This is a genomic window from Bacillus sp. EKM208B (assembly GCF_011800725.1).
Classification (GTDB): domain Bacteria; phylum Bacillota; class Bacilli; order Bacillales; family Bacillaceae; genus Bacillus; species Bacillus velezensis.
The window spans coordinates 186,836-209,239 of record NZ_JAANHO010000002.1; the positions used below are offsets into that span (position 1 = coordinate 186,836).

A 22,404-nucleotide genomic window follows, 5' to 3' on the forward strand; every position below is an offset into this window, starting at 1 on the left:
AAACGGCAAATGCTGATAAACAAATGAGCTTATCGGACAGCTTATTTTAATAGAAGGAGATAGATTTGTGCTGTATACTAATTGAAAAGAGGTGAACGTGCAGATGATAAAAAAGGGATTCAGTCTTGCCGTCATCATTGCTGTCGTGATGATCGGCTTTATGCAAAAAGACGTCTGGCTCAGCATGATTCGCGCGGGCGGCATGTACGCCGTGCTTATGAGTATCCTTCTGGTCGCAGCTGACGTATTTTTTCCGATCGTTCCATTCGCCATTATCGCGGCCTTAAACGGAGCGGTTTTCGGGATTGTAAACGGGGTGTGGATTACATTGTCAGGCGCAATGCTCGGAACAATGGCATTGTTTTTTCTCGTCCGGTACGGATTCAGAGACTGGGCCAGAAAAAAGTTGCTGGCTTACCCGGCCGCGGCCCAATATGAAGATTCATTTCATCAGCACGCGTTTACGGCGGTGCTTTTCGGACGGCTGATTCCGATTATACCGTCGCTTGCCATGAATACCGTCTGCGGGCTGAGTCATATCCGATGGCCGATCTTTTTTTCTGCGTCGGTGCTCGGCAAAATTCCGAACATTGTGATCGTGACAGTCGCAGGCGCTTCATTTACAAGCAACAAACTGCTGTCTTTCGGGATTTACGGAATGTATATGCTCGTCTTAATGGCGGTCATTTATAAGAAGTTTCACGGCCTTTTAAAAACAACGAAAAAATGAAGCGCGTACCGCCCCCTATTCCGGCGGTACGGCTCCTCTCATTCTGAGAACTTTTCCGTTACATTCTGAACCGATCACTCCATGTTTTTCTTTCTGTAAAATGACAGAGCCGCTTTATTGCCCCCGAAACTCTCAGGTGATATTCCGAAACACCCTTCGCTCTGAAAAGCTGACGAAAAACGAATCCTCACGAAATGAAACGGCCGTCTCTTTATGTTTGTTTACATTGATCCGCTTGAAATACATCAGGAGTCCTCCTTTTTGCGGCCGCAAATAAGAACGAGCATAAAACGGCTGCCAACGCCAGCATAACAGCAGCGCCTGCGATGACGATGCCGCGGACGGACGAACTGACAGAAGCCGCTCCGAAAACCGCCGTTACCACTATAATGAAGACAGCTTCGACTAATGAATAAAAGCTCCCCACTCTCCCCATGATGTCCACCGGAACATTCTTTTGATAAAACGTCAGAAAGCCTGTATTGGCAAACGCCAGAAAAAAAGCGAGAAGGAAAAATCCGAAAGCAGCCGTCCAAAAAACGTCAGAAAACGCATAAATCATATATCCGGCCGCTGTGAATAAAGAGCCCATTCCCATCAATAAAGAAGCCGGCATTTTTTTATTAAAGAACACATTGACAAGCGCCCCCGCAATAATGCCTGCCCCTGAGACACTGACGAGAAAACCGTAATCGGCATCAGTCAGCTGAAGAACCTCTTTTGCAAAAGCGGCTTCAAGCGAATCAAGCGCGGATGGCATAACAGTCATGACCAGACTGAATAAAAAATAAATGATCATGACGTTTCGCGCCGTTCGGCTGAAGCGATAGACGAGCTTCCAATCTTCTTTGTACACTGTCAAAGAAAGCTTCTGTCTGGGAGAATGTACGTGAGGCTCATTTTCAAGGTTCGGCAGCATCATCGTGATGAACCCGGACAGCACTAAAGCCGCCGCATTCACCCAAATCGCAAAAATCGGCGTGCCGGCGATAAAAAGCAGCCCGGCCGCAGCCGGACCGAGGAGAAAAGCCCCTGATTCAGACAAAGCCCTTAGTGAATTGAATCGTTTTCTCCTTTCAGCCGGGATAAGCATCGTCACATACGCCATGGAACACGGACGAAACATCGCATTGGCCATTTGAATCAAAAATACAATACAATAAACGGAAAATAAAGACCGTGCAGTAAACATCAGCGGCAGAACGGCAATGAATGCAGCCCGGATGAAATCAAGCGACATCATCATATTCCGTTTGTTGCACCGGTCGATGATGCTGCCCGCCCACCCATTTGTCATCAAAACAGCCGCAGGCCTGATTAAATAAAGGATGGAAACCGCAAAAGCAGACCCCGTTTCTTTTAAGACAATAAGATTAAGAGACAAAAAATAAATCCATTCACCAATATTTGCTATCCCGATTCCGGTTAACAGAAACATCGGGTACCGCCAAGACTTCAGGTTTTTCATCTTATCCCTCCCTTAGAAATAAAAAACGCCCTCAAGACAATAAAGTCTTGAGGACGGGAAACAGCCCGCTATGCCACCTCAATTCGGTTTGGTGCCGGCCTTGCCGGGTACAAAGCTTACTCGGTAACAGGAGTATCCGCCGCATCATCCTCGTGTTGCATGATTCCGATGCGAAGCTAAGAGGTTTGTTTCAACACATCCATTCATACTCCTTCACAGCTCCCGGAGCTCTCTGTCATGAATGATATCTGTCTACTCGTCTCTTCAGCGCTTTTCGGTTATATTGTTTTTACCCTTACTTTTTTTAACAATATACAGGCTCAATCAGCAAAAATCAAGAGGCTGTGAGAAATAAAACCCGATTTTGATTAATTTCCCTGTACAGACACAAACAGCCCTACCGACACATACAGTTACATATAGGCGATTGCCTACATAACTTTGTGGAGGTGAGGACGGTGACAGGTGTTTTTGCAGCGCTCGGGTTTATTGTGAAAGAACTTGTGTTTTTAGTATCATACGTGAAAAATAATGCCTTTCCACAACCGCTCTCAAATAATGAGGAGAAAAAATACTTAGACCTTATGGCTGAAGGAGATGAACACGCCCGCAACATGCTGATCGAACATAATCTCCGTTTAGTCGCCCATATTGTGAAAAAATTCGAAAACACGGGAGAGGACGCAGAAGATCTGATCTCCATCGGTACAATCGGGCTGATCAAAGGAATTGAAAGCTATTCAGCCGGGAAAGGCACGAAGCTTGCCACATATGCCGCACGATGTATTGAAAATGAGATTTTAATGCACCTGCGCGCATTGAAAAAAACGAAAAAAGACGTCTCCCTTCATGATCCGATCGGCCAGGATAAAGAAGGGAATGAAATAAGCCTGATCGATGTCCTCAAGTCGGAAAGCGAAGATGTGATCGACACCATTCAGCTCAACATGGAACTTGAAAAGGTCAAAAAATATATCGACATTTTAGACGACCGCGAAAAAGAAGTCATCGTCGGCCGCTTCGGGCTTGATCTAAAAAAAGAAAAAACGCAGCGCGAGATCGCAAAGGAGCTCGGCATTTCAAGGAGTTATGTGTCGCGGATTGAAAAACGCGCATTGATGAAGATGTTTCATGAGTTTTATCGGGCGGAGAAGGAGAAGCGGAAGAAGTCGAAGGGGAAGTGAGCGAAAAGCCGGATCTGACATCCCGGCTTTTTCTGCATTTTAGGACATTGCTCTTCTAGTATAACTTCAGGATTTAAAAATAAAACATAACAAATAAATAGAATTGGTACAATGGTTAACCTTTTTAATGATTTTGAACCTCATAGGAACCCTTACATGACAGGGTTTTTGTTGTTTTTCATTGTTTATCAAGATCTAAAGCAAAAGAACTTGCTATTTCTCAAATACACCCACCAAATTTTCAATGTTAGTTTGCTTTTCATACATACTACTAATAAAAGTAAGACCTTATTAGAACTTTACAAGACAAGCTGAATTGACTATAGTCTAATTAGACTAAAATATTGATGTAAAGAAGTGAAAAATTAGATGATAAAGTCTTTTTTAATGTTGGGGCAGTCGAATATGGCGGGCCGTGGATTTTTGAATGAAGCAGACCCTATCTATAATGAAAAAATAAAAATGCTGCGCAATGGACAGTGGCAGATGATGACAGAGCCGATTAATTACGACCGTCCGGTTTCCGGCGTTGGCCTGGCGGCATCTTTTGCAGATGCATGGTCGAAAGCTCATCCCGATGAAGAAATTGGCTTGATCCCGTGTGCGGAAGGCGGCAGTTCATTGAATGACTGGCATCCGGAAGGCATCCTTTTTCAGCATGCTTTGTCCGAAGCCCGCTTCGCCCTCCGATCCAGTCAAATTTGCGGAATCCTTTGGCACCAAGGTGAGAGTGACAGTTATCGTTCGCTGCATGAAACTTATTACGAGAAATTAACTCTTATCATCGAGACGCTAAGAAACGAGTTGAAACTTGATGAGGTACCGTTGATTATTGGAGGGCTTGGTGACTTTCTTGGGAAGACTGGTTTTGGACAGCACGCGACTGAATTTCGACAGGTTAATGAACAATTGCTGCGTTTTGCTAATGAACAACAGAATTGTTATTTTGTTACTGCGGCAGGTTTGACTGCGAATCCTGATGGCATTCATTTAGACGCAGTTTCACAACGTAAATTCGGTTACCGCTATTTCGAGGCTTTTTCGAAAAAGCACCATATCCTGAAACCCATTTCGGGAGAGGAGCAATCACTGAAAGTGCATGGTGGCTATTCTAAAACAGAACAGATTTACCTTCATAGTATGGATTTGGCTTCGGGTAAAATCACGTACGCGGAATTTGAGGCGCGGATGGCGAAGGTGATGAAACCATGATTCCCTTACTTATCCTTGGCTTGCTCATCCAAAACCCCGGAGCTCACGGCTATGAACTTCTGGCTTTAATGGAAAAACGTCATTACAAATACATTGTTAACTTCACGAAAGGTTCATTTTATTACAATCTGCAGCAACTTGAAGAAAAGTGTTTGATTGAACAGATTCAGCAGAAACCCTCAACCAGCGGGCGTGAAATCCGTAACTTTAAAGTCACAGATTCGGGAAGGGCAGAATTCGAAAAATTAATGATCAAATACGGCACCAAATCGGAATATGTGAACCTGCCATTTTATGGGGCGTTACTCTTTGCCGATGAATTCGACAAAAATAAATTACTGGATCTGATCCAATCACAAATCGATCAGACTAAAACTCGAATCGAGCTTCTTGATGAATACCTGTCCATCACTCAAGAAATTCCCGGCACAATCAATTACTTTCGCCGCATGAATGAAAATTCCCGTTCACATCACTTGGTTAATTTAGAGTGGTTCGAAAAATTGAAAGCAGAAATAGAGTGAACTATTGCATAATAAAAAAATGCAATGTTACATATATCAGAATATTAGTTACCTACATATAAAACCTGTGTCGCAGATATCTAGTAACACCATTGATACAGGTTTTATACTCCTTCTTTAATTAAACCAGTATAGGGTTGTCAACACTTGCCCCAAACAAGAGCAAGTGAATCTGCTGCGTGTTCTTCTTTTTCAATCCGTATGAATAACCGCTTTTTTTACACCTATTCAGTATTCAAGTAAGGCAACTGATTTTTCTCCTTCGTCCGCTAAACTGCTGCTTGCTCTGTTGTTTTAGCTTTATCTGAATCTGTTTTATCTGTAGAAGCAGAATCAGACCCACATGCAGCCAAAGTAAAGCTTAGAGATAATGCACCAATGCCTAACCATTTCTTCCATTTTTCATCAACTGAATTAATCCTATTTTAAGATTTTGTTAAAGTTCAAATCTCCTAAAGAAAGTATCTTTAACAAAAGGAAGAAGCTTCTTACATGTAATATAATGTGGTAAAATTTAGATAAGATTAAGTGGGAAGGAGACAGATATGAAAGTATTTGAAGCATCCTCGTTAATCTCAGCAGCGGAAAAGCGGGCAAAAGAATATGATCAGATTAGAGAACAATTTATCAATCTCAGGAAAGCTTTTCAGGGGATGGCTGACTTAGACGACAGTGAGTTTTCAGGCAAAGGCGCCGACAATATCAAAGCCTTTTTTCAAGACCACGCAGGCGTTACAGACAGCTGGCTTAATCTGATCGATATGAAGATTGCTTTTCTTAACAGTATCTCAGGAAAAGTAACTGATGCGGGATTAGTCGATTCGTTTATGGAAGAGTCCTTTTTAGAACATGAGCTGATTCATGCGAAGAATAAATCAAAAGCCATCATGCAGGAGCAGCGCAATGAAATGAAAGGTATCCTTGATGAAATCAGCGATATCATTCATCTTGATGTTTTCTCTACAGAAGATGTCGATCAAAAGCTGGATTCAGCAGACAAAAAACGGGATAAGACCATACATAAACTCGGAAAGCTTGATCACGATCTAACGAAAGAATACGCAGAAACAGAAGCGAACGAACAGTTCATCCAGGCCGACTTTCAGCAGCTCCAAAATGCCACGGGTAAGGGAAAAAATGCAACACCACTTCACTATAACGCCAAGGCGTACAGAGAAAGTGACATACATAAGAAAAAAGGCGAGATTGCAAGACATTCGGATGCTTATTTGACGATTAAGAAGGAAGAAGCGAAAGAGCGGGAAATCAAGGATCTGAAGAAAAAGCTCGCTGACGGTGTGACCGATCCGGATGAATACTTGGAAATTGCGAAGAAGATCGGTTACGAGAATCTTGAACCTTCCCAGCAAAAATATGTGATTCAGCTTGAACAAGCACAACAGCTCGAAGAAGTTGGTGAAACCACATGGGAAGTCCTGAAAGGAGTTGGAGTCGGTCTCTACGATGTCGCTAAGGATACTGTGACTGGCGTTAAAGATTTAGCTGTCGGGACTTGGGAGTTTTCCCAGCTCTCCGAAGAACAAAAATTAGCCAAAACAATTTCAGCTGTATTGAAGACACCTTCCTATGCAAAAATCATATGGACAAACATAGCGGATTCATGGAATGATAAAATGGTTAACGGAGATGCATACTCACGATCTCATTATATTACCTATGTGGTCGGGAGCCTTGTTGGACTAAAAGGCGTTGGCTCTGCTGTGAAAGTAACAAGCAAACTTGGGAAAGCCGGTGCTACCAAAGTAGATAAAGTGATTGAAACTGGAGAAAAAGCAGCTACTAGACATGTAAACAAAGGGATTACCGTAGGGAAAAACTACATAAATTCTTTATCTAGAAATAAAGATGATCTAGCACTTGTAGGTATAGCACAAGATATTGAGAATACCCATAATGTAAAGAATACGTCTATATTAAAAAAAGCAATACAATCCAAACATGATCAGTTTGTTAAAGCTGCACCATACACGTACGAAAACAGCGCGGGCAAAACAACGACTATTAACTTAAGAATGGGTCATTTGAAAAATGATGTCCATCCAGTAACAAAAGTTCCCTATGATAAAGACGGATTTCCAATATTCGAATCAAAACATACACTCACACTCGATAAAGCCGACTTTAAAAAAAGTAGAGACCAGCATTTTGACAAATTAAATAAACAATTATATAAGCAGATTGAAGAAGATCCATCATTGATTAAGAAGCTTGATTTGAACGAAGATGATTTACTTGATCTTCAAGATGGAATAACACCAGAGAAATACACATGGCACCACCATCAAACTCCTGGAAAAATGGAGCTAGTAGATCGAGTCATTCATACTAAAACTGGTCACACTGGCGGATATAAAATTTGGGGAAAAGATGAGAAATAGGAGGTTAATCAATGCAAAGTATTAAATGGAGAAAACGAAGCACTTTTCAAGAGGCGACAAACAGTCAGATCGAAGAGGTAGAAGAAAAATTAAAAATCAAGTTCCCGACAGATTACAGAGATTTCATTAAAGACCATAATGGATGTTCCCCTATAGATAAAAAGGTCGTTTTATTTCAAAACTCTCGAGAATCAATCAACAATTTATTGAGCATAGGAGATCCTACTCGACCAATTGATCTCCTTAGTACAATTGATAATGTTAAAGACCGGTTAGTTGATAAGATTATACCTTTTGCTACAGATGCAGGGGGAAATCTCTTTTGTTTTGATTACAGAATGTCTTCTCAAGAACCTGCAATTGTTTTTTGGGATCATGAGATCGCTTATGAAGATAAGAAAAGTTCCATTAGCTATGTTTGTGATTCATTTACAGACTTAATGGACAAGCTTGAAGAACAACATTAAGTTTTTTGACTATAGTTCTGAAATTTCCGAACATAACTCTGAGTGTCCTTGGCATTCAAGGTTCTAAAAATAGCAGAGGAATATTGAATAATGTTTGATAATTCATTTTTAGAACAGAAGGAGTTTAACTATTGATTGATCTTACAAATACCGGTCTAAGTATTATTGCATCATTGTTAACCATCATAACAATAATTCTAGGGTTTGCCGCTACCAAAGAAACTCCTACTAAAATAATTCAACGAGGCAATAACAACTCTGTGCATATTGGAAAAAAGAAAATCAATATAATAAACATTTTCATGCCTAGTCAAAACCAAATAGATAAAGTCACCAATGCAAAAAGGGAGCCCGGCTCAGATAACTATTTTATGATTGTTCTTTTTTATATAGCTATCATTATCTTTGGTGCATTTTATACTAGTTACTATTATTGGTTTGTTGCAATTCTGTTGGCTGTCTTTATAATCCGGTTTATTAAGTTTATTCGTTTTTCAATTGCCATAAAGCTTACATCAAACTTATATGACAAAAGTAAATTCTTCATCAATTTTATCCAGCAAATAATTTTATGTTGCATTCTTCTAAGTCTGCTGTTTTTTTCAGCACCACAGGAATTACAAATAGTTGCTGATCATATAAAAGTAAATTTTGAAGGAGGCACCTCCTTTAAAATTTGGCTTATAGACTTATTTAAATACACATTCAGTATATGGAATACTACTACTTTTTATTTTTTCATTTTTAGAAGCGCAGGGATGTTGATTCTTACTCTTTTTGTATTCTATTCAACAGGCAAGAATGCATTACCAATTTATAAACACAATTCTTTCAACAGAAGAAAAGTGTTGTTTAATGAACTTTCTTCTTATATTTTTGTTATTATTCTTATTTTTTTCTCACTCTACCCATGGATATTCATAGACCTAAAAAACAGCTTAGAACCTTTATGGAATGAATGGGCACGCAAATAAAAAATGTCAAATTTATTAATGTTAAGGCCCCTATAGAGGGTCTTCTCTTATTTTAATAAAGTTTTAAGTTGCTCTTTCAGTCTATAAATACCATCTCGATAAGCTCGGCATTTCAAGGAGTTATGTGTCGCGGATTGAAAAACGCGCATTGATGAAAATGTTCCATGAGTTTTACCGGGCGGAGAAAGAGAAGCGGAAGAAGTCGAAGGGGAAATGAGCGAAAAGCCGGATCTGACATTCCGGCTTTTTTTATTTTCTTTTCAATATAAAACAATGATAACTTCTTTCATCTTATGAAACCCAAGCAGTTATTAGGTGTTTTCTTTATCTGTACAAATACAGGTGAATAACTTAATTTATTACATATAAGTTATCCTGCAAAACTGTGCACGAAATGTCGGGTAGATACATTTCGCTCCTGTTATTCTTTTGTTAAAGGAGGTCAAATAAATGGATTCGCTTAAAAGGATGAACAGCGCATTAACGTATATTGAAGAAAACCTCACGAACGATATTGATTTCAAAGAAGCAGCAAGGCTTGCTTTCTGCTCTGAATATCATTTTAAAAGGATGTTTTCCTTCCTTACAGGTATTTCATTATCGGAATATATTCGCCGCAGACGTCTTACTCTTGCAGCTTTTGAACTTAAAGACAGCCGCGTAAAGGTGATTGATCTTGCAATAAAATACGGTTATCACTCACCAGATTCTTTTGCACGAGCATTTCAAAATTTGCATGGCATAAAACCATCAGAAGCTAAACATAATGGCCATTCACTTAAAGCTTATCCGCGAATGACCTTCCAGTTATCAATCAAAGGAGGAAATGAAATGAACTATCGCATTGAAGAAAAAGAGGCATTTCGCATCGTCGGCATTAAAAAAAGAGTCCCTATTTTGTTTAAAGGCGTGAATCCTGACATTGCATCGATGTGGGAAAGTTTAGATGAAGCAGCAATCAATCAACTAAAAGAGCTTTCTAATGTAGCGCCTGTAGGACTCATTAGTGCATCCACGAACTTTTCTGAAGGCCGGACAGAGGAAACAGGAGAGCTTGATCACTATATTGGCGCAGCCACAACGAAACATTGCCCAAATCACCTATCACAGCTTGAAGTCCCTGCCTCAACATGGGCTGTATTCGAAGCAGCCGGATCATTTCCGGATGCACTGCAGGAAGTATGGGGGCGGATTTATTCCGAATGGTTTCCATCGTCACATTATGAACAAATTGAAGGCCCAGAAATCCTATGGAACGAGCATAAAGATGTAACATCGCCATCTTTTAAAAGTGAAATTTGGATCCCCATTTCAAAAAAGTAATATATCTTATAATGAAATTAGAGGAATTGAAGGTTTTAAGGGAGGGGTCTCATTCCCTCCTCTTTTTGCACCGACTCGAAAACTTTAATGAGCATCGACTATAAAGTCTGAGTTCTTTTCCATAATTCCGCATGTTTTTTTACGATATTTATAAATTCAGCCATCGCTAAGGAATGCCATCTTTTTTTATGATAAGCCATCTGCGTTAAAATACGTGTTTCATTCAAAATCAATCCACTTAATTTGTTTTCTTTCAACTCTTTTTGTACAGTGATCAACGGTAATAACGAAATTCCTAATCCGCACATCACACACTGCTTAATTGCCTCAACACTCCAGAATTCAAAGGTATTCTCCGAAACCGGTCCTTGGTGTTTCATATACTCTTCAAAGTAAGTACGGTAGCTGCACCCATATTCTGTATATAAAATCACTTCATCAGGTGAAAAATAAAATTCATCAAATGGAATATTTTTCAATTGATGATGTTCAGGGAATATCAAGATCATTGGTTCAGTTATCAATTTTTCTATATATAAATCAGCTTCCTCTTGTTCGTACTCCAAAAGAAACGCTAAATCCACCTTCCCATTTCGGAGATCATTTTTTAATTCCCAGCATGTCGATGATTTTAATGTTATTTTCACTTTAGGAAAGAGCTTTTTGAATTCGTGAATAATTGGAGGTAAACGGTAAACCGTTAAAGATTCCGGAGCACCAATAACGAGAGTCCCCATCGGTTCATCGTTTGATTGTATTTGTTTTACTTTTTCAGATATCCTGATCATTTCGTTTGCATAAGGAAACAAAAGTTCCCCCGCTTCAGTTAACAGCATTTTCTTCCCAAAACGATTAAATAACGGTTTTCCTATTTCTTGCTCAATATCTTTAATATGTGAAGTTATAGTCGATTGGGCATAACCCAAATATTCGGCTGCCTTTGTAAATCCTCCCTTTTCCACAATTGTTATAAATGTTTTTAAGTGCCGTATTTCCATCATGTCTCCCCCTTTGAACATCACTAATTCCGATGGAACAGTTCATATATATCTATTTTACCGATGAAAGGAAACAAATTACAATTGGAATATGATCGTAAAACACGTTTAGGAAAGGATGGAATGGAAAGTGAGAGAAAGAAAACTCGGCCCCGTACTTTTAAGCGGATTAATTGTTGGTCCTATTTTAGGATCGGGAATTATATTGCTTCCACCAATCATTTATGGTAAGACTGGAGATTATGCCATATTAGCATGGTTTATGATGATGATCATTAGTTTTCTATTTGCTTCATTGTTTGGAAAATTGAGTGTTTTATTTCCGAATGAATCTGGTGTTGCGCATACAGTCGAACTTGCATTTGGACAACATATAAAACAATTAACTTCTGTATTTTTTATTATTGCGGGCAGTGTGGGGCCAGTTGCCGTTCTCATGACAGCCAGTCAATACCTAAAGGCTTTGTTCAAAAGTAATGGTTGGCCGCTAGAGACATATGGAATCATTCTGATGATGATTTGTTTATTCGTTCTATTATTGAATATCTCTTCTGTAGGAAAAGTGTCATTTATGTTCTCCACAATTGCCACAGCAATATTGTTAAGTGGCGGAATTAGTTCAATTCCCTTTATGAGGGATAAAGCTTTTATTAAAACACCATTTCATCTTGATGATTTTGGTAATAGTATTCTATTACTTTTTTGGGCTCTAGTTGGTTGGGAAATTATAGGTAATTATAGTTTGGATGTCAAAAACAGAAAAAGAACGATTCCCCAAGCAATAGTAATAAGCTCGGTGGTCATCACAACGGTTTGTATTGTTGTAGCTGCTTCTTATCAATGGATTGATTTACATCACACACACACATTAACGATTATTTTAATTCCATTGCTTGGAACGTTTGCTTCACCGACAATGGCTTTCATCACAACAATATTATGTATGAGCACATATTTATTGGTTACTGGCGGAGTATCACGTCTAATAGCCTCAGAGAATAAAAAAACAACCTTGATTTCTTTCCGCTCCAAAACAAACATACCAATTGGAGCCATAGGCTTATTAACATTAATTCATACAATCGTTTTTATTCTTTTATTTATAAACTTCATTAATGTTGAACAAATTGTCGGCATAGCAAATGCTTTCTTTATTAGTAATGCGATTTGCGGTATTTTGTCTGCATATAAACTGCTACCTGGTAAGTTTTCAAAGAGTTTATCATTAATGCTTATTATCAGCTTTTTAATTATCCTTTCTTTCTCATCAATATGGGTTTTATTAATGATTGCCCTTATAACTGCTTTTTATTTGATCCGACACTTTATTTGGATGCGTCAATTAAAGAAATCCGCTACTAATTCTCAAGACAAATTACGATTTTAAGAAGTCATGAAATTTCTCACCCATACTTGGATGTATAAACAAGAACGGGAGATTTTACAGTTCGTATAGGACATAGTTATTCTTTTACAATGATTACTTGCGGGACACCTTCCGCTCATTTACGCATTTTAAAGCCGGTCTAAAATTCCGGCTTCTTTGCATTCCGCTAATCCCTTAATAATCGGTGCAGGCAATGCCTACTGATGCCATATCTATCAGAGCCGCCCAAAATCCATTTTTAATGATTCCATATTATTTATCATTTATTAACAATCTAATCTTTCATCATGGTCATTTTCAAACAGAATGATTAACTTTCTCTCCGGCCTATTTTAATATCCTCATACACTTTCTCAAAAGTCTCGATTGGCAGTGAAAACTTGGTTGTTTTCTCGTTACGATAATTGATCATGATCTCAATTTGATTATTTTTTTGTTCAAACTCAATAAGTGCATTCTCCCATTTATCTCTGATTGAAATGATACAATTTCCATTTTTCTTTTCCTTTTTCTTATAAATGTAATTCACTTTAACTCCCCTTTCATTGATCGACAAAAGGTTTCGGAATAAGGAAGCTCCTAAAAAAAGGATCAAAACTTTTATCAAGTTTGATCCTTTTCCCTTTTTAGTCATTTCTTTGCGAACGTTTATAGACATTCATGGTTACCAGCCAGCTCATAACAACGATTCCTGCAAAAAGAATGAGCATATTACTGTACAAATAAGCGGAATGATCAGCGTTAACAGGCAGCAGCCTTTGATCCAGCAAGCGGACCGATAATAAACCGCCTGCAATCGAAATACCCGTTCCCTCTGATAAAAAGCTCGTAAAATTAAGCAGACTCATTCCGGCGCCGGCTTCCTTTTGTTTCAAACTGCCAGACACAATTGTAGATATAACCGTTTTTGTGAAGGAGAGCCCCCCAAAAACAAAAACGATGATAACGGTCATGAGCCATGGTGTCGCATCTATAAAAAAGGCAGCGATTAAAAAGCTGGAAGACATCAATGCAATCCCAATGGTCAGCACATATAAAGAACCTTTCCGATCAACAAGCCATCCTCCAATGTAACCGAAGATGATGACGCTCATCGTCCCGGGGAACATAACCCCGCTTCCAATTGCCGCAGTACTTAAATGGTGAACATCTTTCATCATATAAGGAACCATAGACACAAATCCTGCTGCAGTGCCGAATATCAGGCCACCGCAAAGGGCGCCCATCATAAACAAGACATTTTTCCCCAGTGCAGGGTCAACAAAGGGATCTTGAGTTTTCCTAATATGTTTCACAAATATCAGGAAAGCCAGAATACTGATGATCAGAAAAGATAGTCTATATGACGTTGTAAACAGCAGAAAAAATACGATGCCTGCAGACATTAATATAATCCCCGCCATATCAAAGCGCCCGCTGATTCTTTCTTCCTTTTCCAGCAGTTTCATCAGGAATGGAACGGTGATAACTGTTGCTGTCGGAATAAGCAGCAAATATGACCAGTGAATATAATGAGCGATCATTCCGCCAATAGCTGGTCCGGCACCTTCCCCCATTGCCACCAGCGACCCGATCAGACCAAATGCTTTACCCCTGTTTTCTTTCGGAATATAGCGTACTACTGCAACCATCACAAGAGCCGGGAATGCGGCTGCACCAGCCCCTTGAATAAATCGGGCCAGAATGAGTACAGGAAAGAAAGAGTGTCCGACAAATCCAATGATCGACCCAAAGCCATTTACCATAATTCCAAATAGAAGCAGCTTTTTGATGCCCAGCTGATCTGATAACTTCCCATACAGAGCAGTTCCGATGGAAAAGGTTAACATAAAGGCCGTGTTCACCCAGTTTGCACTCGCCGGCAGTTTATGAAAATCGTTGGCGATATCAGGTAATGAGACGTTCAAAACCATTTCATTGAATACGCTGAAAAATGACAGAACACAAAGCCAAATGAACACTTGGTTGTGCCGTAAAGCTGACTGTGAATAAGGCGTATTCACAAATTTCCCTCCATTAATGAGGGCAGACGCAGTTTATAGGGCCATTGATACGCTTCCCTCTTTTAATTGTACCCTGTTCATTTTTTTGCACTTCATACATAACTCCCCCTGCATTGATTGATATACCTTATTATAAATCTTCAAGCCGATGTTTTGAATACTTTGCGACCACACCCGCTAAATGACGAAACATCAAATACTGTTATATTTAAAATTTACAGTACCAAAAAACCGCAATTTCATTTGCTGTTGAAAAATTGGAATAAAGCATTGTATCGACAGCTCCTATGACAAAGTTATTTTTGGCATAAAAATGACAAGCTGAAACATTAATATCTTGTGTTTCAAGCATAAGACCGCATAAATGATTCTCCTTTGCCCACTCAACCGCTTTATGTAATAAAGCCGTCCCGACACCATTTTTTCTATAATCTTTTGCAACGGCAATGTCTTCAATCAGTGCGTATCCATTCCAATTAGAACGAAGCTTACTCCGGCCGACACAGTCGTTCTCTGCGTAATAAAAAAAGACAGCTTTATCCTCTGCTTCAATATAACTGACATCAATGTCTTCATCGTCATATTTTTTGACATAAGGTTCAGCAAATTTCTCCTCTGTATATGTCCAAACATTGTCCTCAAATGAAGGGATGATTCTCCCTGAAACAACGAAAGGTTCGTTTGGTTTATTGAAGTCTTTCATATTGAATCGCGTCATTTTAGTTATCATCATAATCACCTTTCTGCATTTATTGACCTTAACTTACATCTTTTGAACTGTTGATTCGTCTGCATGTCATGGATACCGGTTTAATAACTCAAAAACAAAAAAGATACCAACATCGATTGGTATCATCTATTCATTCGAGCCCTTACAACAATATCCTATTTCGGAGCTTCCAAACCGAATTTAATCCATTCCTCTTTTGCCGGACCGTAAATACCCGGAACAGGTAAACCTGCTTGTCTCATAAGGACAGTCATTTGTCCTCGATGATGGTTTTGATGTTGAATTAAAAACATCAAAAGTGAACCATTTGGCAATTGCTGACCAATAAAGTTGACACATTCTTGAAGTGTATCGTCAGTCCATTGCGTTTTTAACGCCTGTACAAATGCATTACTGGCTTGATGATAACTCTCAGCAATAAACCGCGCCGATGCAGGAACAGGATAATCTTCAGCCGGAGCGTGGAACGTTAAATCTGTGTTCGAGGTAATGATATGAATGGCAGCGACAGTATGCCAAGCAATACGGCCTAAAGTCCAATGTTGTGAAGTGATTTCTTGTTTAAGTGATTCATCAGTCAGATGATTCAGCAGTTTCTGTGTCGCATCGGCTTCGAACTCCCAAGATTTCAAAAAATGGTCTAAGGTTTGAAACATAAAAATCCTCCTTATCCTTTTTTGTTTTTCTATGTATCTACAGTTCAATTATAGTGCTCCGCTTAGTTAAAAAAGAACAAAACGATAGACAGACATTTTTAACAGAAAGCCCGATCTGACAACAACTGACAAAATATAAGAACATAACGGATAACTCTATACTTCTTTTTCTTCAATCGACAAAAAAGGATAGCTGTTCAAACAGGATTCTTCTGTCTAATATTTTCGCTTTGCGAAAGTCCATATCGTCTTAGTGATTGAACCGGAGACAAAACAGCTCCCCGTCATCATGGCCACCCAAATGAAAAATGTCGGCTCGGCACCTATTACAATAAACATGAATATCAAGGACAAAATGAAGACAATAACAACCATCATCCATACTTTTTTAAAGATGAAATACCCTAATATCCCTAACAGAAAAGAAGCTGCCGGAAGAAAAATGAGAATGATATCGCGGGACTAAACAGCGGGCTAATACAAACACCTCCCAATTTCAAAACGAGGCAGTTCCTGCTTTTTGTCTGATATGAAGTGATTTTTTTCATCTTGATATTACACCGTTTTATTCACTTTTAACATATTTCGGGGAAATCAGGAGTGAATTAAAGTCTGAGGATAGCCCGCTTTTTCTTTCCCTAGTAAGTCCTGCCGCATTGGCTTTAGCCCATCATTGTTTTTGCAGCGCTAATATTCTCATAATCGTGTGCATGACGCTGCTTTCCTCATTTGATTTGATGACAAAGTGCGCCGCATCTTTTATTTCGTCAATGGCATTCTTAACCGCAAAGCTGTAGGATGCCGCTTCCATCAATTCTTTGTCATTGCGGCCGTCTCCGAATGCCATTGTTTCATCAGCCGAAACCCCTAATAATCGCTGCAGTTCTTGTACTGTTGTTCCTTTATGTATTCCGATATTTGATATGTCCATCCAGGTATCCTCTGATGCTACGATATATAATTGGTGAAAAAATTCATGCAGCTTTTCTCTCGTTTCCGGACAGTTGGCGTCGGGGTCATGAACCGTAATCTTGATAAAATCGTCTTTTATCTCGGTAAAATCAGTTATTCTCGTTACATGTGCATAAGAGGCATTTACATATTTCATCTCACTTTCAGACAGATTTTCTTTTACGATCGCGCCATTTTTTGTGCATGCGATAATGCTATGCCCGCAGCTGATTTTTTCTAAAGCGCCTATAATTGACAGTCCCGCTTCATTGCTGATCAAAGATTCATATACGAATGTGCCGTTCTTTTTTATACGTGTGGCACTGTCTCCTAAAATCCAAAAATCTTTCACGTCTTCTCCGAATAAAGCTTCGACCCTTTCACACTGCTTCCCGGTGCAGAGGGCGAAAGCGACATGCTGTTCCTCCATTACTCGTTTTGTTTTTTCAAATAACGTTCTGTCAAAATCGCCTTGATTATTTAAAAATGTGCCGTCTAAATCCGTAATCACTAATTTAATCATCGTTCAGCACCTCCGCAGTTAAAATGTCTTTTTCAGACAAAGGGTTTTTCACATTTGAGGATGGAATCAATCGCATTTAAGACCCCTTCTTCATTGTTTGATTGCGTGATATGCGCGGCAGCCTGTTTAATGCTTTCCTGCGCATTATCCATGGCGATCCCGTATTTCACGGCGGACACCATCTCCAGATCATTGCCGCTGTCTCCGAAGGCCGCGCATTCTTCATCATTTATCCCCCATTGTTTCTGGAGAAGCTTAATCCCGCTTGCTTTATGAAGCCCCGGTATGATCAGATCTATGTCACCGTGCCCGCTTGATACAGGCGTGACGAAAGACCCGATGGTGTTTTTCAAATGGCTCAGAAGTACGGAACAATGTTCGGCGGGAAAGCTGATGGAAAATTTAAAAATGTGATCATCGATGTTTTCAAAATGCGGCACCCTTTTTAACACATAATAATACTTACTGGCATGCAGATATTCATCTTCACTGGCATTTTCATGAATATACGCGCTTTTTTTTCCGCAGACAATGACGTTTTTCACCTCATACTGCTCTAAAGCACGGATTACTGCTTTTATAGTGTCTTCAGACATGTTACCCGCGAATAATTCTTCTCCGGCATTCACGACGAAAGCGCCATTCTCGGCAACGAAAGCGATTTCACTTTTGATTTCCGGAAAGAAGGATGTAAGCTGCGCATATTGGTTTCCGCTTGCTACGGCAAATTTAATTCCTCGCGCTTTTAATTCACGATACTGATTCATAAAACGCTCTTTGTTATATGCCATTTCATCATTCAAAAACGTTCCGTCCATATCAACCGCTATCAGTTTGATACTCATATTGTCCTCCTTTTTTCGGCCGCTTTTGTCAGAGACCCTTGAAGAGATCATGCATAAAGCGTATGAACGAATTATATCCACAGGTGTTCCGTGCCGTAAATCATTGGATGACGTCTTGTTTTGAATGACACAAAAAGTGATTTGTCACATCAATATAACACTATGTTTCTTTTAAAAATGATATGTTACGATTAGATGTACATTCACCATTCTCATAAAAAGGAGAATCCCCCTGCATGTTCACACACGAAATGATTGCTTCATTTAATGAGCTTGAAACTTCTTTATACAACTACATCTCCCAAAACAGCGAGAAAGTCGTCTATATGCGAATCCGTGAATTGGCAAATGAAACCCATGTATCGACGGCTTCTATTTTACGTTTCTGCAAAAAAATAAACTGTGAAGGGTTTTCGGAGTTTAAGGTGAAGCTGAAAATGTATACGGAGGCAAATAAAAAAACGATTTTAAAGAGTCCTCATCATTCCGTTGCCGAATTTTTTGAAAGAACAGTAAGCGGAGGCATGGAAGAAAAGCTGAAGGAAGCAGCAGCCCTTGCGGCCGATGCAGAAAGCGTCATTTTTATCGGAGTGGGAAGTTCAGGAATCCTCGCCGAATACGGAGCCAGATATTTTTCGTGCTTAGGGAAACTTTCAATGTATATTAAAGATCCTTACTTTCCGGCCCATTCCCATTTCCGTCATAACAGCATCACGATCGCATTATCGGTTTCAGGTGAAGGAGATTCTACGGTGACTCATCTGAATCAGCTGAAACAAGAAGGCAGCCGGGTCATCAGTATTACAAATCATAAACATTCAACCATTGCCAAAATGTCCGATGTGAATATTTCATATTACGTGACGGAAGAATGGGTTGAAAATGCGAATGTCACCACCCAAATCCCCGCTATGTACATACTTGAATCGATGGCTCGGGAGATATACAAATTGAGAGAATAAGTTCAGGAACGAAAACACTGATACACTGGAAATTTCGTCCTTTTTGTAAAAATAATGAAAAACCCTTCTCTGATGCTAGAGAAGGGTTTTGAGGATCACAGATGAGACACAATACAATTTGCATGGCCGGCCAGTTTATATTCTCCCAAACCGGAAGGCAGGAGAATATGATCTCCTTTTCTAAAGGGATATTCATGCCCGCCTGCAATCATTATTCCGTCTCCTTCGATCACGCTGACAAGAAGGAAGGGCTGATGCTGGAATAGATTTGCTTCACCTTTTACATCCCACTTTTCGACTGAAAAATAAGGACATTCTATTAAAATAGCCGCAAGCAGATCATCTGTTTGTTTATAGTGAACGGTCGGCCGTTCACGGACAGATGGAACGTCTATCACTTCTATACTTTTTTCCAAATGGAGCTCGCGCATCCTGCCGTCCGCATCTTTTCTTCCGTAGTCATACAATCTGTAAGTCGTATCTGAATTTTGCTGCGTCTCTAAAATAAGTGTGCTCTTTCCAATCGCGTGAACGGTGCCGCTTGGAACAAAGAAGAAATCTCCCGGCTTTACCTTAACTCTGTTCAGGAGCCCGTCCCATTCTCCGTGCTTAATCATGGATATCAGTTCTTCTTTTGTAGTTGCGTTGTGGCCGAAAATGATCTCCGCATCTTTTGCACAATCAATGATATACCAGCATTCGGTTTTTCCAAGTTCCCCGTTTTCATGCATTTTGGCAAAGTCATCATTCGGATGCACCTGAACGGACAGGTCTTGGTCCGCATCCAAAATTTTTGTAAGAAGAGGAAAACGGTCTCCTTCAAGGTTTCCGAATAAATCTCTGTGATGCTCCCACAATTCACCGAGCGTACATCCTTTATACATGCCGTTTCGAACTGTGCTCTGTCCATTTTGATGAGCGGCGAAGGCCCAGCACTCCCCTGTCCGCTCGGACGGAATATTATAGTGAAAATCACGCAGGGCGGCGCCTCCCCAAATTCTTTCTTTGAAAACCGGATTGAAAAATATCGGTTCAGTAGACATGATCATCCCCCGCTTTATTCGATTTCTTCCAGAAGCTCATACGCCTCTTCTTTTGTCTGAACGGAGAGCAGCCTTTCCCGATAGCTGTCATCCATCAGTTTTCGGGATAACATCTGCAATATTTTCAGATGCTGATTTCCGCCGCTTTCCTTCGGTACGGCAATCATAAAAATCAGTTTTGCATCAGAACCATCAAGGCTGTTCCAGTCAACACCCGAACGTCTTATTCCGAATGCGACACCCGGCGTTTTGACGGCTTCAGACTTTCCGTGCGGAATGGCGATATTCATACCTATCGCCGTGGTTCCCTGCTGTTCCCGGCTCAAAATGGCCTGCTTAAATCCGCTGTCAGACAGCAGCATACCTTGACGGGACATTTTCTCGATCATTTCATCGATAATGTCATCCCTCGTTTCGCCGGATAAATGCGGTTCAATCAAGTCCGTACTGATAATGTCAGTCAGTTTTTTGATTTCGGTCATCCCGGCTTTTCGGCTGTCAGCCTGAGATGGTTCCTTTGTTTCTTTTGCCGCTGCAGCTTCATTTGGTGCGGCAGACGGCAGCACCTCGCCGGACGCGGGGGATTTCGCCAAATCTTTTTTCAGTACATTAACCAACAGAGCGGTGACAAGAGAGCCTGCTGTTACAGCGATAAAAAACATCAATACATGATCTACTGCTCCAAGTACAGCAACGATGGGGCCGCCGTGTGCCACTCTGTCCCCCACATGGCCGATCATTGCTATCACCGAGCCGGTCATAGAACCCGCCATAATACTCGGGATCACTCGAAGGGGGTCTTGGGCCGCAAATGGAATGGCTCCTTCCGTGATACCGAAAAGGCCCATCGTAAATGATGCTTTTCCCATTTCTCTTTCTGCGGCGGCGAATTTTCTTTTTCCTAAAAACGTCGCAATCCCAAGCCCTATCGGCGGTATACAAATGGAAACGGCAATCGGGCCCATAATTTCATAATTTCCCTCTCCGATCATTGCCGATCCGAAAAGAAAGGCCACCTTGTTTACGGGTCCTCCCATATCAAAGGAGATCATCGCTCCTAAAATCAATGCCAGAAGAATTGAGCTCGAACCTTTCATTCCCGCAAGCCAAACCGTTAATGATGCGAAAATATGAGCGACGGGGGCGCCGATCAGAAATACAAACGCCAAACCGACGATCAGTGAGGCAAACACCGGAATAATAATGATCGGCATAATCGGCTGTATTGCTTTAGGAACTTTACATTTTTTGATTCCAAGCGCCGCATATCCCGCCAAAAATCCCGCAATGATTCCTCCAAGAAATCCTGCGCCGCTTGCACTGTCGTAAAAGCTGCCGGATGCCGCAATATATCCGCCGATCATTCCGGGGACAAGACCCGGCTTATCAGCGATGCTGAACGCGATGTACCCGGCTAAAATCGGGATCATGAATGAAAAAGAAGCACTGCCGATCTGTTCAATCGTTTTCCAAAAAGACTCGTCCGGAATGACTAACCCCTTTGGTGTTTTTTCTCCTCCAAGCGTCAATGCAACCGCTATCAATAATCCGCCGACGACAATGAAAGGAACCATAAAAGAAACGCCGTTCATTAAATGACGGTAAATCGGGTTTTGTTTTTTGCCCTGCTGACTTGCGGATTCAGCTTTTGAAGCAGATTGATAGACCGGCACTTCACCGCTAAGCGCTTTTTGAATTAATTCTTCCGGTTTGCGGATGCCTTCCTGAACCCCGACAGCCAGCAGCTTTTTTCCCGCGAATCGGTCTTTGTTCACCGAACGGTCCGCCGCGATAATGATTGCGTCTGCTTCCCGGATTTCCTCTTCGGTCAGCCTATTTTCCACCCCGATTCCACCCTGGGTTTCCACTTTGATCTCAACGCCTAATCTGCCGGCTGCTTTTTGTAAATTTTCAGCAGCCATATACGTATGGGCAATGCCGTTCGGACATGATGTAATCGCTAACAGTTTCATATAAATCCTCCTTTGCAGTCTGAATTTCAAGATCTTGTCTCAACTTTATACT

At 40.5% G+C, this 22,404-nt stretch carries 22 protein-coding genes and 1 pseudogene; 11 read left to right on the forward strand and 12 right to left on the reverse strand.

Translation table 11 applies throughout. From position 1 onward, the window contains the following. The first annotated feature begins 103 nt into the window (after positions 1–103). Complete coding sequence (locus G9F75_RS03720; RefSeq protein ID WP_103526738.1) at positions 104–730, forward strand: TVP38/TMEM64 family protein; 627 nt, start codon at positions 104–106, stop codon at positions 728–730. 211 nt (positions 731–941) lie between these two features. Here G9F75_RS03720 and G9F75_RS03725 read toward each other — a convergent pair whose 3' ends face one another. Beyond that, a complete protein-coding gene (locus G9F75_RS03725; RefSeq protein ID WP_103526737.1) occupies positions 942–2,198 on the reverse strand; it encodes an MFS transporter in 1,257 nt (418 codons plus the stop codon). Positions 2,199–2,656: 458 nt separating this feature from the next. On the opposite strand from G9F75_RS03725, the gene sigK reads away from it, so the two are divergent. The 8 genes and pseudogenes from sigK (at position 2,657) to G9F75_RS03765 (ending at position 10,281) form a co-directional block, all read left to right on the forward strand. Beyond that, entirely contained in the window at positions 2,657–3,382 is a 726-nt protein-coding gene (gene sigK / locus G9F75_RS03730; protein ID WP_014418430.1) for an RNA polymerase sporulation sigma factor SigK, read from the forward strand. A gap of 369 nt (positions 3,383–3,751) precedes the next feature. Continuing rightward, entirely contained in the window at positions 3,752–4,594 is an 843-nt protein-coding gene (locus G9F75_RS03735; protein WP_167408923.1) for a sialate O-acetylesterase, read from the forward strand. After that, positions 4,591–5,118: a PadR family transcriptional regulator gene (locus tag G9F75_RS03740; protein ID WP_021494341.1), complete on the forward strand. Its 528-nt coding sequence runs from the start codon at positions 4,591–4,593 to the stop codon at positions 5,116–5,118. Before G9F75_RS03735 ends, G9F75_RS03740 begins: the two co-directional genes overlap by 4 nt. Positions 5,119–5,663: 545 nt before the next feature. After that, positions 5,664–7,517: a T7SS effector LXG polymorphic toxin gene (locus tag G9F75_RS03745; RefSeq protein ID WP_167408924.1), complete on the forward strand. Its 1,854-nt coding sequence runs from the start codon at positions 5,664–5,666 to the stop codon at positions 7,515–7,517. An 11-nt stretch (positions 7,518–7,528) separates the two neighbouring features. Next, positions 7,529–7,984, forward strand: coding sequence for an SMI1/KNR4 family protein (locus G9F75_RS03750; protein ID WP_021494343.1), 456 nt, complete (start codon positions 7,529–7,531; stop codon positions 7,982–7,984). Between the two features lie 131 nt (positions 7,985–8,115). Beyond that, a complete protein-coding gene (locus G9F75_RS03755) occupies positions 8,116–8,958 on the forward strand; it encodes a hypothetical protein (RefSeq protein WP_021494344.1) in 843 nt (280 codons plus the stop codon). 100 nt (positions 8,959–9,058) lie between these two features. Continuing rightward, a pseudogene (locus G9F75_RS03760) lies at positions 9,059–9,175 on the forward strand (sigma factor-like helix-turn-helix DNA-binding protein); the annotation flags it as partial. Positions 9,176–9,408: 233 nt separating this feature from the next. Next, on the forward strand, positions 9,409–10,281 hold the full coding sequence (locus tag G9F75_RS03765) for an AraC family transcriptional regulator (protein WP_167408925.1): 873 nt from the start codon (positions 9,409–9,411) through the stop codon (positions 10,279–10,281). Between the two features lie 98 nt (positions 10,282–10,379). On the opposite strand, the gene G9F75_RS03770 is transcribed toward G9F75_RS03765, so the two are convergent. Next, positions 10,380–11,279 (reverse strand): LysR family transcriptional regulator, encoded by a 900-nt coding sequence (locus tag G9F75_RS03770; protein ID WP_167408952.1) that lies wholly within the window; start codon positions 11,277–11,279, stop codon positions 10,380–10,382. A 130-nt stretch (positions 11,280–11,409) separates the two neighbouring features. Between G9F75_RS03770 and G9F75_RS03775 the strand changes: the two genes are divergently transcribed. Next, positions 11,410–12,666, forward strand: coding sequence for an APC family permease (locus G9F75_RS03775; RefSeq protein WP_167408926.1), 1,257 nt, complete (start codon positions 11,410–11,412; stop codon positions 12,664–12,666). Positions 12,667–12,976: 310 nt separating this feature from the next. Here the strand turns inward: G9F75_RS03775 and G9F75_RS03780 are convergent, their stop codons facing one another. The 8 genes from G9F75_RS03780 to G9F75_RS03815 form a co-directional block, all read right to left on the reverse strand. Beyond that, positions 12,977–13,195: a hypothetical protein gene (locus G9F75_RS03780; RefSeq protein ID WP_031378922.1), complete on the reverse strand. Its 219-nt coding sequence runs from the start codon at positions 13,193–13,195 to the stop codon at positions 12,977–12,979. Between the two features lie 97 nt (positions 13,196–13,292). After that, the gene (gene tet, locus G9F75_RS03785; RefSeq protein WP_167408927.1) at positions 13,293–14,669 is read right to left on the reverse strand and encodes a Tet(L)/Tet(K)/Tet(45) family tetracycline efflux MFS transporter; all 1,377 of its coding nucleotides are present in this window, start codon (positions 14,667–14,669) and stop codon (positions 13,293–13,295) included. A 33-nt stretch (positions 14,670–14,702) separates the two neighbouring features. After that, positions 14,703–14,765 carry a tetracycline resistance efflux system leader peptide gene (locus tag G9F75_RS20255; RefSeq protein WP_134816631.1) on the reverse strand — a complete coding sequence of 21 codons (63 nt, stop codon included), beginning with the start codon at positions 14,763–14,765 and terminating at the stop codon, positions 14,703–14,705. A 112-nt stretch (positions 14,766–14,877) separates the two neighbouring features. Beyond that, on the reverse strand, positions 14,878–15,399 hold the full coding sequence (gene satA, locus G9F75_RS03795; protein ID WP_094296053.1) for a streptothricin N-acetyltransferase SatA: 522 nt from the start codon (positions 15,397–15,399) through the stop codon (positions 14,878–14,880). Positions 15,400–15,554: 155 nt separating this feature from the next. Then, on the reverse strand, positions 15,555–16,055 hold the full coding sequence (locus G9F75_RS03800; protein ID WP_012118046.1) for a DinB family protein: 501 nt from the start codon (positions 16,053–16,055) through the stop codon (positions 15,555–15,557). A gap of 216 nt (positions 16,056–16,271) precedes the next feature. Beyond that, positions 16,272–16,508, reverse strand: coding sequence for a DUF2651 family protein (locus G9F75_RS03805; RefSeq protein WP_072177480.1), 237 nt, complete (start codon positions 16,506–16,508; stop codon positions 16,272–16,274). Between the two features lie 217 nt (positions 16,509–16,725). Then, positions 16,726–17,529, reverse strand: coding sequence for an HAD-IIB family hydrolase (locus tag G9F75_RS03810; protein WP_167408928.1), 804 nt, complete (start codon positions 17,527–17,529; stop codon positions 16,726–16,728). A gap of 32 nt (positions 17,530–17,561) precedes the next feature. Further along, complete coding sequence (locus G9F75_RS03815; protein WP_025649662.1) at positions 17,562–18,374, reverse strand: Cof-type HAD-IIB family hydrolase; 813 nt, start codon at positions 18,372–18,374, stop codon at positions 17,562–17,564. 236 nt (positions 18,375–18,610) lie between these two features. Between G9F75_RS03815 and G9F75_RS03820 the strand changes: the two genes are divergently transcribed. Next, the gene (locus tag G9F75_RS03820; RefSeq protein WP_007612737.1) at positions 18,611–19,336 is read left to right on the forward strand and encodes a MurR/RpiR family transcriptional regulator; all 726 of its coding nucleotides are present in this window, start codon (positions 18,611–18,613) and stop codon (positions 19,334–19,336) included. Positions 19,337–19,431: 95 nt separating this feature from the next. Here G9F75_RS03820 and manA read toward each other — a convergent pair whose 3' ends face one another. After that, complete coding sequence (manA, locus tag G9F75_RS03825; protein ID WP_017418205.1) at positions 19,432–20,379, reverse strand: mannose-6-phosphate isomerase, class I; 948 nt, start codon at positions 20,377–20,379, stop codon at positions 19,432–19,434. 14 nt (positions 20,380–20,393) lie between these two features. Further along, a complete protein-coding gene (locus G9F75_RS03830) occupies positions 20,394–22,352 on the reverse strand; it encodes a fructose-specific PTS transporter subunit EIIC (RefSeq protein WP_022552909.1) in 1,959 nt (652 codons plus the stop codon). Positions 22,353–22,404 lie beyond the last annotated feature (52 nt).